Annotated in this window: 10 protein-coding genes; 6 read left to right on the forward strand and 4 right to left on the reverse strand. The window is 65.6% G+C overall.

Going from position 1 to position 16,355, the window contains the following annotated elements:
- Positions 1 to 188: 188 nt before the first annotated feature.
- The 4 genes from ACYOEI_RS10485 (at position 189) to ACYOEI_RS10500 (ending at position 6,531) form a co-directional block, all read left to right on the forward strand.
- Positions 189 to 1,346, forward strand: a complete 1,158-nt coding sequence (locus ACYOEI_RS10485) for a pyridoxal-phosphate-dependent aminotransferase family protein (protein ID WP_462849407.1) — start codon at positions 189 to 191, stop codon at positions 1,344 to 1,346.
- A gap of 63 nt (positions 1,347 to 1,409) precedes the next feature.
- On the forward strand, positions 1,410 to 3,038 hold the full coding sequence (serA, locus tag ACYOEI_RS10490) for a phosphoglycerate dehydrogenase (RefSeq protein WP_462849408.1): 1,629 nt from the start codon (positions 1,410 to 1,412) through the stop codon (positions 3,036 to 3,038).
- A gap of 300 nt (positions 3,039 to 3,338) precedes the next feature.
- Positions 3,339 to 4,853: an RNA polymerase sigma factor gene (locus tag ACYOEI_RS10495; protein ID WP_462849409.1), complete on the forward strand. Its 1,515-nt coding sequence runs from the start codon at positions 3,339 to 3,341 to the stop codon at positions 4,851 to 4,853.
- Between the two features lie 319 nt (positions 4,854 to 5,172).
- Positions 5,173 to 6,531, forward strand: coding sequence for a right-handed parallel beta-helix repeat-containing protein (locus tag ACYOEI_RS10500; protein WP_462849410.1), 1,359 nt, complete (start codon positions 5,173 to 5,175; stop codon positions 6,529 to 6,531).
- Between the two features lie 117 nt (positions 6,532 to 6,648).
- Here the strand turns inward: ACYOEI_RS10500 and ACYOEI_RS10505 are convergent, their stop codons facing one another.
- Entirely contained in the window at positions 6,649 to 8,124 is a 1,476-nt protein-coding gene (locus tag ACYOEI_RS10505) for an aldehyde dehydrogenase family protein (RefSeq protein ID WP_462849411.1), read from the reverse strand.
- 218 nt (positions 8,125 to 8,342) lie between these two features.
- Between ACYOEI_RS10505 and ACYOEI_RS10510 the strand changes: the two genes are divergently transcribed.
- Positions 8,343 to 8,900, forward strand: coding sequence for a Uma2 family endonuclease (locus tag ACYOEI_RS10510; protein WP_462849412.1), 558 nt, complete (start codon positions 8,343 to 8,345; stop codon positions 8,898 to 8,900).
- 90 nt (positions 8,901 to 8,990) lie between these two features.
- On the opposite strand, the gene dusB is transcribed toward ACYOEI_RS10510, so the two are convergent.
- Positions 8,991 to 10,088, reverse strand: coding sequence for a tRNA dihydrouridine synthase DusB (gene dusB / locus ACYOEI_RS10515; RefSeq protein ID WP_462849413.1), 1,098 nt, complete (start codon positions 10,086 to 10,088; stop codon positions 8,991 to 8,993).
- 131 nt (positions 10,089 to 10,219) lie between these two features.
- Here dusB and ACYOEI_RS10520 point away from each other — a divergent pair, with 131 nt between their 5' ends.
- A complete protein-coding gene (locus ACYOEI_RS10520; protein ID WP_462849415.1) occupies positions 10,220 to 11,422 on the forward strand; it encodes a class I SAM-dependent methyltransferase in 1,203 nt (400 codons plus the stop codon).
- A 7-nt stretch (positions 11,423 to 11,429) separates the two neighbouring features.
- Here the strand turns inward: ACYOEI_RS10520 and ACYOEI_RS10525 are convergent, their stop codons facing one another.
- Both ACYOEI_RS10525 and ACYOEI_RS10530 read right to left on the reverse strand, forming a co-directional pair.
- On the reverse strand, positions 11,430 to 15,785 hold the full coding sequence (locus ACYOEI_RS10525; RefSeq protein WP_462849416.1) for an FtsK/SpoIIIE domain-containing protein: 4,356 nt from the start codon (positions 15,783 to 15,785) through the stop codon (positions 11,430 to 11,432).
- Between the two features lie 273 nt (positions 15,786 to 16,058).
- The gene (locus tag ACYOEI_RS10530) at positions 16,059 to 16,265 is read right to left on the reverse strand and encodes a hypothetical protein (protein WP_462849417.1); all 207 of its coding nucleotides are present in this window, start codon (positions 16,263 to 16,265) and stop codon (positions 16,059 to 16,061) included.
- Between the last annotated feature and the right edge of the window lie 90 nt (positions 16,266 to 16,355).

A 16,355-nucleotide genomic window follows, 5' to 3' on the forward strand; every position in this document is an offset into this window, starting at 1 on the left:
TAACGGGTTTCGGGACCGCATCCAATCTCGATCGCTCGCGGTGCGGGACAAACTCGCCCGAATTCCCGTCGCCCTCAAGTCGATGCCCTGACTCCCGAGACGCGAAGGCCATTCCCGAGGGACATCCCGGGAGAGTACACTGGGTTCCTTAAATGTGGCCCGGTCCGGAAGTAAAGGGTCTGTGCTCGATGCGGAAGCCTCGCCTGATGACGCCGGGACCCGCCCAGGTGCCCGAGGATGTGCTCCTCGAGTTGGCAAGGCCGGTGATCCACCACCGCTCGGCCGAGGCCAAAGGCGCGATCGCCGAGGTCGTCGACGGGCTCAAGTCGGTCTTCCGCACTCGACACGACGTCCTCATCCTCACGTCCTCGGGCACCGGCGCGATGGAGGCGGCGGTCGTCAACACCGTCCCCCCCGGCGGCAAGGCCCTGGTGCTGAACGCGGGCCACTTCGCCGCACGCTGGGGTGAGATCGCCAGGACGTTCGGCATCGAGCCGATCATCCTCGACACCGAGTGGGGCCTCGCCGTCGACCCGACCCAGGTCGCCAACGGCTTGAGACAGCATCCCGACGCGGTCGCCGTCTTCGGGACCTTGAGCGAGACCTCGACCGCCACAGGGCACCCCGTCGAGGCGATCGGCAAGGTCGTCGCGGCAACCCCTGCCGTCTTCGTCGTCGACGGGATCTCGGGCGTCGGCGCGATGGAGTGCCAGACCGACGCCTGGGGGATCGACCTGCTCTGCGTGGGTTCGCAGAAGGCCCTGATGCTCCCGCCCGGCCTGGCGTTCGTCGCCGTGAGCCCGAAGGCCTGGGATAAGATCGACGCGTTCGAATCCAAAAGTTTTTATTTGAGCTTGAAACGCGCCCGCGCCGCCATGAAGGCGTCGGACACACCGTTCACCCCGGCCCACACCCTGATCCTCGCCCTTCGGACCGCCCTCCGCCGAATCGAGTCGGAAGGGATCGAAGCCGTCTGGGCACGACACCGACGGATGAGCGAGGCGTGCCGCGCAGGCCTCCGCGCCCTCGGGCTCGAGCTCTTCAGCAGCAGCCCCGCCGAGGGGTTGACGGCGTTCGTCGTCCCCGACGGCTTCGACGACGTCGAGATCCGTGCCAGGCTCGTCGAGTCGTTCGGCGTGACCACGATCGGCGGCCAGGGCAAGCTCAAGGGGCGGATCATCCGCGTCGGCCACATGGGCTACACCGACGAGCTCGACGTCGTGGCGGGGCTCTCGGCGCTCGAAATCGTCCTCGACGAACTCGGTTATCCGGTCGCGCCCGGATGCGCGGTCTCCGCGGCCCAACAGGCGTTGCTCGGCCGCAAGGCCATCGCCGGCAGCAATTGAGTAAACCCTCTCCAAGCCGGGGCGTGCCTCCCACACGCCCCATTTCCAAGGGAGCATTCGAAGGTGTCTCATCGCGTTCTCGTGACCGACAAGTTGGCGGAAGAAGGCCTGGAGATCCTCCGAGGCCAGCCTGGCCTTGAAGTGGTGGTCAATACCAAGCTCGACCCGAAGGCCCTCCGCGAGGCGTTGAAGGACGCGGACGGCATCGTAATCCGCTCGGGGACGCAACTGACGGCCGAGGTCCTCCAGGACCAGCCGCGTCTCAAGGTGATCGTCCGAGCCGGTGTCGGCGTCGATAACATCGACGTCCCGACCGCGACCCGCCAGGGGATCGTGGTCATGAACACCCCGGGCGGGAACACCGTCTCGACCGCCGAGCACACCATGGCGCTGATGCTCGCGCTGTCGAGGAACGTCGCCAAGGCCAACGACAGTTTCAAGAGCGGCAAGTGGGACCGCAACAAGTTCACGGGCTCGCAACTCGGGGGCAAGACCCTCGGGATCGTGGGGCTCGGCCGCGTCGGTTTGGCCGTCGCCAAGCGGGCCCAGGGGTTCGACATGCGGGTCGTCGGATTCGACCCGTTCCTTTCTGCCGACCGCGCCGCCGAGTTCGGGATCGAGAGCGTCTCTCCGCTCGACGAACTCTGGGGCCAGTGCGACTACATCACGCTCCACACCCCGCTCTCGGCCGAGACGCGTGACCTGATCGGCAAGGCCGAGCTCGCCAAGATGAAGCCGGGAGTCCGGATCATCAACTGCGCCCGGGGCGGCCTGATCGACGAGGCCGCGCTCGCCGAAGCCCTGACGGCCGGCAAGATCGCCGGCGCCGCGGTCGACGTCTTCGAGCCCGAGCCGCCGCCCACCGACAACGTACTCGTGAACCACCCGCAGGTCCTCGTCACCCCGCACCTCGCGGCGTCGACCGAGGAAGCCCAGATTTCCGTCGCGGTCGAAGCCGCCCGGCTGCTCTCGGATTTCTTCCTCCGGGGCCAGATCCGGTTCTCGGTCAACATGCCCACCCTCGACCGCACCGAGCTCGAGGAGATGCGCGTCTACCTCGACCTGGGCCGTCGGCTCGGCATGCTCCACGCCCAGATGGACCGCGGGACGGTCAAGTCCGCGACCTTGCGCTACCGCGGCGACGTCGCGAGCAAGAACACCCGGCTCATCACCGCCAGCTTCGCCGCCGGCTGGATGGAAGCCGCCCTCGAAGATCAGGTCAACCTCGTCAACGCCGAGGTCCTGGCCAAGGACCGCGGCATCACGATCATCGAAGAGAAGACGACCGACCCCGGCGACTTCGGCACGATGATCCAGACCGAGGTCGTCACCGAGAAGAAGACCTACCTCGCGGCGGGCACCCTCTTCGGCAAGGACTCGATCCGCCTGGTCCAGCTCGGCCCCTACCGGCTCGATGCCCACCTCGACGGCAACCTCCTCGTCTTCACCCACCGCGACGTCCCCGGCCTGATCGGGTTCATCGGCACGACGTTCGGCCGCCACAACGTCAACATCGCCCAGATGAACGTCGGCCGCGAACAGCCCGGCGGCGAGGCCATCGGCGTCGTGAACCTCGACTCCGTCCCCCCCGAGGCCGCCCTCGAAGAGGTCAAGGCCCACCCCGCCATCCTCAGCGTCAGCCTCATCAAACTCCCCGAGGCCGGCGCCACGGCCCCCTGGCTCTCCGCCTAAGCCCACGATCACCGCGTGGACCGAAGACGATTCGGTCCACGCGGTCGACTCGCCACGAAGCCTTTGGTGCTTCGACCTTTCCTGCCGCTCCCGTACAGCCTCAACTGCACCCCACCCATCCCCAAGCTAGCTTCCTTCTCGCGGGCGAGTGATAAGTCGGCCTACCACCTCACCCCGGGGCTGGCTCGCAGGCAGTTCTTCGACGCGTCACGAATCCTCCGGAATTTCCATGAGGCGCCAGCCGCGTCAGGGCATTACAAGAGAAATCGACTGACTCCCGGAGACACGGAGGGATCGGGCATGGCGGTTCGAGGGGCCGGGGTGCTCGGGCGGATTCATCGGCTGTGGGACCTGGGCACCTTCGCCGGGCTGACCGACGCGCAACTGCTGGCGCGGTTCGCCAACCGACACGAGGACGGCGCCGAGTCGGCCTTCGAGGTGCTGATGGAGCGGCACGGGTCGATGGTTTTCCGTATCTGTCATGGTGTGCTCAACGACGAGCACGCCGCCGAGGACGCCTTCCAAGCCACCTTCCTCGTGCTGGCCAGGAAGGCGAGATCGCTCTGGGTGAAGGATTCGCTCGCAAGTTGGCTGCACGGCGTGGCGCATCGGGTCGCGGCCCGGGCACGAGTGGACGCGGCCCGCCGGTGCCGGCACGAGCAACAGCTCGCGGAGGCTTGCGGCCCGGCTCCCGAGGTCGTGCTCGATCATCCCCGGTCCGAGGCCTGGGCGATCCTCTCCGAAGAGATCGCCTCGCTCCCCGAGACATACCGGGCGCCGGTCGTCCTCTGCTACCTGGAAGCGATGACGTATCAGGCCGCGGCGGCCAGCCTCGGCGTGACCGAGGACACCATACGGGGCCGCCTCGCTCGGGCCCGCGATCGGCTGCGCAAGAGACTCGCCCGCCGAGGGGTCGAGGTCCCCGCGATCGTAGTGGTCACGCGGCCGGCGAGCTCGGCGCTCGTCGTCCGACACGGATTGATGCAGGCGACGGCCCGCGCCGCGGCCGGCCTTTCTGCGGACGGCGTGGCAAGCCTCCACCCCCTCTCTCAATCAGTGATCTCCTTGTATGAAAGGACGTGCAGGATCATGATGCTGACCAAACTGAAGGGGTTCGTGGCCGCCGTCATGCTCGGAGTCGTCGCGGCCGGCGCAATCGTGTCGGCTCAGCAGCCCGAGGGCGGACGTTCAAAGCCGTCCGGTCCCGCGACCACGGAGACACGACCAACGAGAGCCGTCCCCGCCAACGGGGGCAACTTCATCGTCGACTGGACCCCCGCCGACGGCCAGGGTGTCAGGAAGCAGATCATCGTAGACCCGACGCGGAACTCCCTCCACTTGCCGTGGATGAGCCAAAAACGTGATGACCGACCGAACGACGGGGCCGTCCGTGTCGAGTTGGAGCGAGGCAAATACTACAAGGTCACCGCCACTGGCGAAGCCTTCATGAGCGATCAGACGGGCGCCAACGCCGACCCCTACCCCGGCGTCGTCGTGATCTATCCCACCGACATGGAGGATTGTTACGCCATTCGCCAGATCGTCCTGGCGCCGGGGAAATCGATCACGTTCCGGTCTCCATGGCTCATCGCCCCAAACAACGATGTCTTCCTGCTGGCCTTCTTCCTCGACACCTATACCGGCAGCCCCAAGCGAGGAAGCTATACGCTCACCATCGAGGAGACCGGCGATCAGGCGAACGAGGAGACGGCCGGACGGGCCGCCCAAGAACGCACGATCAAGGCTCCTTTCGACGACATCATTACGGAAAAACGACAGAGATTTTTCGAACTTGGGGCCGGGGCCTTTTACTGAATCGACATCACCGGCGTAAGCCAACCGAATTCGTCGGCGAAAGAGGTGGAAAGTCGGGTGGGCAATTTTCAGCATACATCATCACACCACACGACTTCTCTGCCTCGTGACGAGCCTGCACCATAAAGATTGAATGATAAGGAAAACCCCGCTCTGGCGTTATGTTAGGCCTTGGCACTTGGCGAACCCGAAACTGCGGATCCCTTGGAGCCTTGAATTCGGACATCGCTCATCCCAAAATCTTTTCTCCAACCAAGAGCGAATGGAGCCGCGTCTGGATCGCCTTGGGACCGACGACCGAACGATCAAGGAGCCGCCGATGAGTTTCGACCTAAGGTCGCACTCGAGTCGAAGACAAATGCTCCGAGCCTCGGGCCTCGCCTATCTCGGCGGCCTGCTCTCAGGCCGGATGCTCGAGGCAGCGAGCCCGCCCGAGAATCCGGTCCCCATCACAAATCCAAAAGCGATCTCGGGCGATCATGTCGAGCCGACCTGGGACGAGATGTTGACGGTGTCCGTCGGCCCCAAGGACGGCGACCTCTCGGGTACAACGGAGAAGGTCCTCCAGGCGGCCGTCGACTACGTCGCCCAACGCGGGGGCGGCACGGTGCGGATCCTGCCCGGCACGTATAAGCTCCACAACGCCGTGTATCTCCCGTCGCGGATCCGACTGATCGGCAGCGGGGCGGAGTCGGTCCTGATCAAGGAACCCTCGACCACGACGACACTCGCGGCCGACGCCGACTGGTATGACCAGGAGATCACACTAACAGATCCGCGCGGATTCCAACTCGGCGACGGCATCTGTCTCCGGGCCAGGAACGCGGACAACGGCGGGCAAGTGGTCATCAAGCGGACGCTCGTGGCGCGTTCGGGCAATAAATTCAAGCTCGACCGCGCCTTGCGAGAAAACCTCTGGCTCAAAGGGGAACCGACCGCGTCCACGCTCTTCCCCCTCGTCTCGGGCGAGAATATCAGCAACATCGTCATCGAAAACTTGGCCCTCGACGGCAACAAGGCCAACAACGCCGAGCTCGACGGCAACTACGCCGGCTGCGTCTTCCTCCAGGACTGCAAGGATGTGGCAATCCGGAAGGTGATCGCCAGGAACAACCACGGCGATGGGTTCAGTTGGCAGGTCTGCCACGACGTCCTCGTCGAGGGTTGCCACAGCCACGACAACTACGGCCTCGGCTACCATCCCGGCTCGGGATCTCAGCGGCCCATCATCCGGTCGAACCGCTCGGAGCGGAACCGGATCGGCATCTTCTTCTGCTGGGGCGTCCGCTTCGGCCTCGCCGAGGACAACACGATCGTCGAGGCCCGAGAGTCGGGCATCTCGATCGGCCATCGCGACACCGATAATCTGGTCCGCCGCAACTCGATTGCCCGGAGCGGCCAGGTCGGCATCCTCTTCCGCGACGAGATCACGGCGTTCGCCCCCCACCGCAACCGGTTCGAACAAAACCAGGTGATCGACAGCGGCCCCGACGATGGCGTCGGCATCGACGTGCGCGGGACGACGGAAGGGGTAACCCTGGCACAGAACGAGGTGAGCGAGTCCCGCTCGCCCATGTCTCGGATCGGCATCCGTCTCGGTGCCAAGACGCGAGACATCACGCTCAACGAGAATAAGATCACCGGATATTCTGTTGATTTCACTCAAATGAAATCATAATCAAATGCGACAGGAATCCCCCGATCGGAATTCCGACCATTCCGTGGCTTCGAACGCAAACCGCCCGGCCGAAGTGGGCCGGGCGGCGGTTCCCTCCCGGAGAGGAACTCGAGCCGGTCAGTCGAGGGCGACCGTCACGGTCTTGAGCTCGGTGTAGTTGTCGAGGGCCTTTTCGCCGAGTTCGCGGCCGATGCCGCTCCGCTTGAAGCCGCCGAAGGGGGCGGCGGCGTCGAAGACGTCGTAGCAGTTGACCCAGACGGTGCCGGCCCGGACGCGGTCGGCGACGGCGTGGGCCTTGCCGATGTCGCGGGTCCAGACGGCGGCGGCGAGGCCGTAGTCGGTGGTGTTGGCCCGCTCGATCACCTCGTCGATCTCGCGGAACTTGATCACCGAGAGGACCGGGCCGAAGATCTCGTCGGTCGCGATCGCCATGTCGTCCTTGACGTCGGCGAAGATGGTCGGGGAGATGAAGAAGCCCTTGTCACCATGCCGGTCGCCGCCGGCGACGCAACGGGCACCCTGGGCCTTGCCCTTCGCGATGTACGACAGGATCTTGTCGAACTGGGCCTTGTCCACCTGCGGCCCTTGCTGCGTGGCCGGGTCGAAGGGGTCGCCGAGCTTCCGCGACTTGACCTTCGACGCGAGCCGTTCGACGAACGTGTCGTAGACCGACTCTTGCACGAACAGCCGGCTACCTGCGCAGCAGCACTGGCCCTGGTTGAGGTAGAGGCCGAGGACGGCCCCTTCAATGGCCGCGTCGAGGTCGGCGTCGGCGAAGACGATGTTCGGGCTCTTGCCGCCGAGCTCGAAGGTGATCCGTTTGATGGTGTCGGCCGCCGATTTCATGATGATCTGGGCGGTCCGACCTTCGCCCGTGAAGGCGATCTTGTCGACGCCGGGATGGGCGACCAGCGAGGCGCCGGCGGTCTCTCCGAAGCCGTTGACGATGTTGATCACGCCCGCGGGATAGCCGGCCTCGAGCGCCAGCTCGCCGAGTCGGAGGGCCGAGAGGGGGGTCTGCTCGGCGGGTTTGAGAACCACAGTGCAGCCGGCCGCAAGGGCGGGGCCCCACTTCCAGGCGACCATCAGCATCGGGAAATTCCAGGGGATGATCTGCCCCGCGACGCCGATCGGCTCGCGTTTGGTGTAGCAGAAGTATTTGCCCCGGATCGGGATGGTCTGGCCGTGGATCTTGTCGGCCCAGCCGGCGTAGTAGCGGAGGCAGTCGATGACGAGCGGAAGGTCGGCGTTTCGGCTCTCGCCGATCGGCTTGCCGTTGTCGAGGGTCTCGAGCTCGGCCAGCTCGTCGATGTTCGTCTCGATCAGGTCGGCGAGCTTGTTCATCAATCGGCCACGGTCACGCGCATCCATCTTGCGCCAGGGGCCGGAGTCGAACGCCTTTCGGGCCGCCTTGACGGCAAGGTCGATGTCGGCGGCGTCCCCTTCGGCGACATCGGCGATGTGTTCTTCGGTCGCCGGGTTGATCGTCTCGAACGTCCGGCCGCTGAGGCTGTCACGCCACTGCCCGTCGATCAAAAGCTTCGTCTGCAACGCCCGACGCGTCTTGCGCCGGGGCTCGGTGGCGGTCGCCATGGGTCGCACTCCCTCTTATGGGAAACGGAGAGATGGGCGCGCCCCGCCCCTGGGGACCTTCGGGCGCGTCGTCTCTCTGCATCATAGGGGGCGTCACCGCCTCGAACAAGCGACCGCACCCCCGGGGACGTTCCCTTGTCGAATCATATACGCCTCGCCAAAATGAGGGTGTCGGACAGGGTGTCCCCACATCCCATCACTATTTGTGCTCAGCAACGATGAGCCCGAAAACCGAAGCGACCGTCAAGGACCTGCGGAACGTCCCCGAGAACGGAAAGGCCGAGCTTGTCCGCGGGGAACTGGTCCTGATACCTCCCTCGGGAGGACTCCCTGGACTCGCAAGGATGGAAATCACTATTAGCCTTGATGAGTATTCCCGTCGAACGAGAATGGGACACGCTATCCCCGACAATGTCGGTTTCCTGGTGGACCTGCCGCACCGGAAGTCATTCAGCCCGGATGCCGCGTATTTCACCGGTGCGTTGTCGATGGGATTCCTCGAAGGAGCCCCGCGGTTTGCGGTCGAAGTTCGACGTGAAGGCGACTACGGACCGGCCGCCGAGCGGGAGATGGCGGAGAAGCGAGACGACTATTTCGCCGCGGGCACTCTCGTCGTTTGGGACGTCGACCTTCTGAGCGACAACATCGTCCGATCCTATCGCACCGACCGTCCTGAGAACCCCGAAGTCTTTCGACGTGGGCGGATTGCGAACGCCGAACCCGCCGTGCCTGGCTGGACATTCGCCGTCGATGCCCTCTTTCCCGCGGACCACTGAAGCAGGTCATTGCCGCTCAGTTTAAGTAAGGCGGGCACCACACCCCGAGCCTTCCAGAATGCTGGTGGGCGAGGCCCACCCGACAACGGCTCACCATTTATCAATAGGCCCGGTGGGGACGGGGACCTTGGGCTCGAAGTGGCCGGGGATCGGCGAGGCCGGGCCCGCCTCGAGGATCGCGGCGACCGTCTGGTCGAACAGGTCGGCGCTTCCGAGATTGATCAAGCGGTGATAGAGGGCTTTCGGCGGGCGGATCGAGTGGCTGTACCACTTGATGATCTTGCGGAATTGGAGGCACGCCAGGCGCTCGCCTCGGCGATCCACGAGGCCGTGGAAATGACGGGACATGAGTCCCACGCGATCTTCGAACGTGGGCTCCGGCCCGGGGGTCCCGTGCTCGGCCCAGTGGACGAGTTGGCGGAACAGGAAGGGATTCGAGAGAGCCCCTCGGCCGATCGAGATCGCCGCACAACCCGTCTCGTGGAAGGTCGTCGCAGCGTCGGCGAGGGTCCGGATGTCGCCGTTGCCGACGATCGGGATCGACTCGACGGCCTCGACCACCGCGCGGATCCCATCGCGGTTCACGTCCCCGCGAAAGCCCTGCTCGCGGGTCCGACCGTGGACGATCACCCCGGCAACACCGACCTTCTCGAATGCCCGGGCTAGTGCCGGTGCCGTCAACGACTCGGAGTCCCACCCGAGCCGCATCTTCACCGTCACGGGGACGTCGACCGCGGTCACGACCCCTTCTACCAGGGCGACGGCCGCGTCGGCCTGGCACATCAGGGCCGACCCGCCGCCGGTCTTGACGACCTTGTTCACGGGACAGCCCATGTTGATATCCACGGCCGATGCGCCCTGGTCGACCGCCCAGCGGGCGGCGTCGCGCATCTCGTGGATCACATGGCCATAGATTTGGATCGACATCGGTCGATCTTCCGGGCAGGTCTCCGCCAGCTCGAAGGCCCGCGCCCGCCGCTCGAGGATCGAACGCGCGTTGACGAGGTCGGTCGTCGCCAACCCGAGCCCGCCGCACTCGCGGACGGCGAGGCGAAACGCGAGGCTCGTATAGCCGGCCAGGGGGGCGAGGAAGAACCGGGAGGGGATCGCCAGTCGGCCGAGCGACAGGGGCTCTCGGAGGATCGCAGGGGGTGCAGGGAAACCGGTCTCTTCGTGCGTCGCGATCACAATCGGCCTCGCTGTCCCGGATCGTTCGGCGGGAAGGCCTCGGGCCGACGCCCAGGCGGGTCCGACCCACCGACTCTCCTCGCCTCGTGTATTCTAATGGAGGGCAGGTCGACTCCACGAGAGGAATCGGGATGCGTGCGACGGGTGATGCGGTTGCCGAGGCTTGGGTCCTCAACACCGACGAAGGCCGGGCCTTGCTGGTCGATGTCGCTGGGAAATCGTCCCCGGGGCCGGCGGATCTGGCTCGATGGAGGAAGCAGGCCTCGCCCGAGTGCGTCTCCGCGGCGCTCTCGCTGGCGAATACCCGGCGTCGGGGACGGGCCAAGTTCTCCAGGGCGGATCGGATGTGGTTCGACACGGTCGGGCTCGAGCAGGCGACCGCCGAACCGGTCGCCCGCCACAAGGCGAAGCGGTTCGCGGGGAGCCTCGTCGTCGACCTCTGTTCGGGGATCGGCGGCGATACCCTGGCCCTGGCCTCGGACGCTCGAGTCCTCGCCGTCGACGCCGATCGGGGCATGGGCCTCCGGGCCAGGTGGAACGCCGAGGTCTACGAGGTCGGCGACCGGGTCACGCCGATCCAATGCCTCGCCGAGAACTTCGGGCTGCCGAGCGGGAGCCTGGTCCACGTCGATCCCGATCGCCGTGCCCAGACCGCGACACGCGCCCGAGACCTCCGCGACTACGTGCCGGGGCTCGCGTTCCTCCGCGACCTGTCATCAAGGGTCGATGGGGGCTCAATCAAGCTCGGGCCCGCGAGCGACTTCGCCGACCATTTTTCCGACCCGGCCTATGAGGTCGAGTTGATCAGTTTGGGAGGAGAATGTAAGGAGGCCACGGTGTGGTTCGGCAGACTCGCCACCTGTCGACGACGTGCGACGATCCTCCCGCTCGGGGTGAGTTGGACCGACCGCGACGGTCCTTCACACCTCGTTGCGAGTGCAGGCGACGTTTCGACCTGGATCTACGACCCCGACCCTGCCCTGCTCCGTGCGGGCCTACTCGACGGCTTCGCGGCCTCCCACGCCTTGAGCCGATGCGCCTGGGGGGTCGACTTCCTGACCAGCGCGCAACGGGTCGAGTCCCCCTTCCTCGCGGCGTTCGAAGTCCTCGACGTCGTCTCGCCCGACATCAAGATCCTCAAGCGGCTCGTGGCGAAGCACGGCGTCGGGATCCTCGAGATCAAGACCCGAGGCGTCGACCTGACGCCCGAGACCTTGCGAGCTCGCATCCGTCCCGAAGGTCCCCACTCGGCGACGCTCCTCCTCTACGGAGGCCAGGGGCCTGCGCGGGCCGTCTTTGCCAGACGACCCGCAACGGCCCCAACGTCGAGTTGAAGCCCGATCAAGACTCCTCGGGCTTGTGCGTCTCCGGAGCGTAGTCGCCCTCGCGATCCTCCGCGTGGGAACCATTCACGGCTGAGGTCGGCGATTCCGAGCCCACTCGGTTCTCTCCGTGATCGGGGTGAGATCCATTCGTGGGCGAATTCGCCGACTCTTTGGCGTTGAGCCTGGCCTCGTACTCCTCGAAGGATTCGGACGACGAGTCGTCCTCCTCCGTCGTGATCGCCCCGAAGTCACCGCTGAACGACGGCAACGAGGTGTACTCCGAGGGCGGAGGCGGCGGCGGTGCATCGTCGAAGAACGACGAGGGGGGCGGAGGGGGCGGGGCATCGTCGAAGAATGACGAGGGCGGAGGAGGCGGCGGAGCCCCATCGAAGTCCGAAGCCGACGATCGCGAGGACGAAGGCGCGGGGTTGGAAGTCAGTTCCGGCAAAGGCGCAGGCGGGAAGCGTAGGTTGCGGCCCTTCAGGTGCTGGCTGAGCTCCGCCAGCCACTCGTCGGGCGGATAGGCGTAGGGGCGGAACTTCTCGATCTTGCCCTCTTCCTCGCTGAAGAAGATCGCCCGGTGTTCGCCGAGCTTGCCGCCGGCGGGCGAGTCGATGAGCGCACTCGAGTCGTTCATGCTCATCTGGAAGAGGATGCGGATCTCGAACTCCTTGAGCCCCTGGCGGTCGAAGGTGCGGTTCAGGTTGTTAAGGCTATCGCACCAGATGATCGTGTGGACGCCGACGGGCGGGCCGTCGCGGAGGATATTGCCGAAGAGCTTCGAGGCGGATGGAGCTTTGTCCTCGCCGTAGCGGCCGTAGCCGAAGTCGTCCTCGCCCTTGCGGAGGTCGCGGAAGCGCTGGAGGTCGAAGATGAAGAGATAAATGGGTGAGGTGTCGCCGGGCTCGGCCTGACGTCGGTCGACCTCGGCGGCGAGCCGGGAGATGACGGGGGTGAGCTCTCGCCAGGTGGCGTCCTGGATCCCGTGGGGGATCGACTCGCCGATCTTCGCGAGCATCCCCGAGAACCTCGAGTCGGCCGGCGTGCCGTCGAAGAGGACGAAGCGGACGCCGACCCCTGGATTCGCGGGATTGGCCGGCACATGTTGCGCCGCGAGGCCGGCGATCATGGTGGCCATGATCCCCAAGGACTCTTCGGCGTTCTGCCCCACGATCAGGACGTTGCTGCCGCTCTGAGGGCGGAAGATCGCCGCGGTCGGATCCTTGATCGCGATCGCCTCGCCGAGCCAGGCGAAGTCGGCCTTGGGCGGCTCGGGCCAGTCCGGGGCCTGGAGAAGGTCCGCCAGCAGGAGGTTCTTGGCCACGATCGAGGGGAGGTTCCCCTCGAAGACGATCTGCTCCACCGGCGGGCGGTCCCAGGCCTTGTACATCTCCTGGATCTTGGTGAGGTAGTCTTCCCGCTTGTCGTCCGACAGCCAGACGACCTGGAAGAAGTTATTCCCCTCGACCGTGCCGTTCGAGTCGTTGTAGATCGCCTCGCCCGGGCGGGTGAGCAGCCTGGCGGCCGAGTTATCTTCGCTGAGGATCAGCGTCGAGTCGGCCTCGCTGCACTGGAGCGCGATACGCACGGCCATCTGGCCGAGCGTCGCCCTGGGCAGCGAGTAGGCACCGCCGAGCGACTGCGAGCCGAGGTTGACGTGGACGCCGAACGCACGACCCTGGCGGACGAGTCGGTCGAGCAATAGCGTCACGTCCTGCGCGATCTTGTCGTCCTCGACGAAGAACTCCTGGAACTCGTCGACGACGAAGAGGATCCGCGGGAGCGGCGGCTGGCCTTCGATCTGGCGATAGCCGTTGAGGTCCTGGACGCCCAGGTCGCGGAACTTATCGCCGCGGGCCTTGAGCTCGAGGTCGAGGCGCTGGAGCACGCTGAGGCCGAACTCGCGTTCGCTCTCGACCGCGATCACCTTGGCGTGCGGGAGCTGGTAGGCGGCGTAGACCTTGAACTCGACGCCTTTCTTGAAGTCGATCAGGTAGAGCTGGAGCTCGTCGGGGCTGTAACGCAGGATCGAGTTCACGATCAAGGCGTGCAGCAATGTCGATTTGCCCGAGCCCGTCTTGCCGGCGATGAGGACGTGCTGCGAGGTCCCCTTGCCGAGCTTCATGTGCTGGAGCTTCGTGGCCCCGGCCCGCCCGAGAGGCACGTCGACCCCCTTCGAGGTGCTGTAGGTCCAGTATTCCTCGGGCTTCGGCGCGATGAACTCGAACGGGACCTCGACGCGGTTGGCGTTCCGGGCCCGGTCGCCCGCGATGTGCATCAGCTTGGTCACCGCGTCGGGCGTCGGCGGCTTGTCGAGCTGGAGCGGGAACTTGGAGAAGTTCTCCTCACGCCAGACGAACTTGCCTTCCTTCCAGGTCAGGTTCACCGCGTACTGCTCGAGGTCCTTCACCTGGAACCCCGAGGGGACCTGGAGCTTCGTGTCGACGGAGATCAGCGTGAAGACGCCGCAACGGGCCCCGCTGCTCGCGATGCTCATCAGGCGACGAGTCGCCGACTCGTTGAAGTTCGCGGGGAAGTTGGAGACCACGAGGATCCGGAACGGCTCGGCAACCTCGCCGGCGTGGATGTTGTAATCCTCGATCGTCTCGAACTCGTTGCGCAAATACTTCTGGATCACGTTCTCCATGTGCGCCTGGAGATCGGTCAGCTTCTGCTCGATGTGCGAGGCCTCGGTCCAGATCCGGCTGTTGACCAGGAGCTCGCTGTAGTCGGCCAGGTGCATGAACGCGGCGAAGTGCTCGCCGAGGCTGACCGGGTCGATGATGGTGAACCGGACCTTGCCCGCGGGGATCGAGGTCAGGTAGCGGAGCATCATCGCCTGGAGCAGCAGCGCGGCGTCGTTCTTGCCGTTGTCCGACATCCGGATGAGCATCGACGCGAGCGTCGGGAACGGGACCAGGGCGGGGAGCGTGTAGCTGGTCGCGGCCAGCCCCTTGAGCCGAGGATCGGTGGGGATCCCGTTCGGGATCTGCTCCATGTCGATCGTGAACTCGCCGAACCGGAGCGCGGGGGGGACCGCCTTGGGGCTCTCCCACTGCTCGGGCTCTTCCCTGTGCCAGGGGAAGAAGAGGTGGTTGCAGACCTCGTTGACCTCGTCGACCGTCGCCTGGACGGCCGCCGTCCCCTGCTTCCAGCGGTCGATCAGGTTCGTCCAGGCGTCGAGGTAGGCCTTCTGCGTGGTCTCCTTCTGGACCCGATAGTTCTCCTGGAGGAGGTTCGACTCGCGTTCGAGCTTCTCCTTGAGCTCTGCGATCTTCTTCGGATAGCGCTCGTCGGCCTGCTGGACCGCCTCGACTCGGCGCTGCTCGATCTCCTTGAACTGGGCGGGATACTTCTCGTCGGCCTGCTTATTGTCCTCGTCGGCCTTCTTCTCGGCGTCGGCGATCGAGCGGATCGACTTCTCCTCGGCGGCCTTCGTGTCGCCCTCCCGACGCTGCTCGATCTCGACCTTGCCCTGCTCGAAGTTCGCCTTGATGAACTCGCCGCAACGCTTGGCGATGACGTCGGCTTCCAGGAGGCTCGTGTTGAACGGCGGGAAAAGCTTCTCGATCTTCCCCCGAACGATCGAGTTCAGCCAAATGCGGACGCCGACCCCGGCCACGATCCCGAGGACACAGGCGACCGACACTCCCACCGGCCACCCCACGGTCGTGCCGAGGGGATACGCGAGTGCCCCGGCGAGCAGGATGAAGGGCCAGACGAACTGCTGGGGCTGGAGGAAGTTCAGCAGCGAGATCTTGCTCAACGGCACGAGTTGTTCCTCGGCCTGCTTGATCTTCGCATGCAAATCAACCAGGGGATCCTCGCCCGTGGTGACCTCGGGCGGCGTAACGTTCTCCTCGGCGGGAGAGCGGAGGAACTTGCGGCAGACCTGGACGAGGCCTTCGGAGTCTTCGCGGATGATTTGGAGCTGCTCGAGGGCCGCGGCGAGCTCGCCGTCGGCCTGCTTGTAGCGTCTGAGCACGTTGTCCTTGGCCGCCTCGAAGACGGCGAGGATCTGCCACTTCGATTCCTCATACACCTTCTTGGCCGACTTCCGGGCGGAGGCGGATTTCGCGGCGATCTTGCGCCGGACCTCGGCATACTCGGCGTCGCCCGCCGCGCGCTCGGCGGCGAACTTCGACTTGAGCTCGGCCTTGACCGACTGGTAGCGTGCCTCGGTGGCGCGGATCTCCGCCTTCCCCGTGGACGTCAGCTTCTCGAACGCCTCCTGGAAGCCACGTTCCTCGGTCTCCTTCCGGATCCGAAACCCGCGTTCCGTCTCGTACTCCGCCTTGGCGCGCTCGGCGGAGAGCCGCTCGAGCGTCTGCAAGGACTCGGCTTCCTTCTGCTGCAAGATCATGTCAGACATGTTGGCCAAACCCGTGGTTCGAGCGCCCGCAAGGCGGGGCAGATGGGGGATAGAGGCGGGCCTCGACGTGCGAACTGTCGGTCAACTCATGGGGCGAAAACCGTGTTAGGAACCCGTGAGCCTTTCGTAGGGTGGGCATCGCCCACCGGCATCGCGAAAGACTGGTGGGCGGTGCCCACCCTACACGGTTCGCTGGAGACGGACGCGGAGGGGGAACCTGTGACGCCCTCGCCGTCCGCCTCTGCACCGATCTCACTCCCCGAGCCATAGCGGTCACCGGCACTCTTGCCGGACGCGACCGAGGACCTCGGCGATCTTCTCCATCCCTCGGATCGCGGTGACCGCCTGCTGCTCCAGGGGATCGATGTGGTTCTTCTCGAAGTCGCGTGAGACCTGGTCGCTCCACTTTTCCTTCGCGATGTCCCAGCGCTCGCGCAAGGTCTTGAGCGTGTGATTCAGACGGGCGGAGCCTGCGCTCATGGTCGTCCTCCCCGAGGTGGTCGAAGGAATCCGAGATCGGCGACTCGTCCGGGTCGAGTGGACGGCGCGATCGCGCCGGTTGGTTCATCA

This window comes from Singulisphaera rosea, assembly GCF_054877945.1.

What these genes read in the sequence shown, in the direction of transcription:
- ACYOEI_RS10485 (WP_462849407.1), top strand. Translation starts at nt 189, where the DNA reads ATGCGGAAGCCTCGCCTGATGACGCCGGGACCCGCCCAGGTGCCCGAG.
- ACYOEI_RS10530 (WP_462849417.1), bottom strand. Translation starts at nt 16,265, where the DNA reads ATGAGCGCAGGCTCCGCCCGTCTGAATCACACGCTCAAGACCTTGCGC.
- ACYOEI_RS10505 (WP_462849411.1), bottom strand. Translation starts at nt 8,124, where the DNA reads ATGGCGACCGCCACCGAGCCCCGGCGCAAGACGCGTCGGGCGTTGCAG.
- ACYOEI_RS10495 (WP_462849409.1), top strand. Translation starts at nt 3,339, where the DNA reads ATGGCGGTTCGAGGGGCCGGGGTGCTCGGGCGGATTCATCGGCTGTGG.
- ACYOEI_RS10520 (WP_462849415.1), top strand. Translation starts at nt 10,220, where the DNA reads ATGCGTGCGACGGGTGATGCGGTTGCCGAGGCTTGGGTCCTCAACACC.
- ACYOEI_RS10525 (WP_462849416.1), bottom strand. Translation starts at nt 15,785, where the DNA reads ATGTCTGACATGATCTTGCAGCAGAAGGAAGCCGAGTCCTTGCAGACG.
- ACYOEI_RS10510 (WP_462849412.1), top strand. Translation starts at nt 8,343, where the DNA reads ATGAGCCCGAAAACCGAAGCGACCGTCAAGGACCTGCGGAACGTCCCC.
- ACYOEI_RS10500 (WP_462849410.1), top strand. Translation starts at nt 5,173, where the DNA reads ATGAGTTTCGACCTAAGGTCGCACTCGAGTCGAAGACAAATGCTCCGA.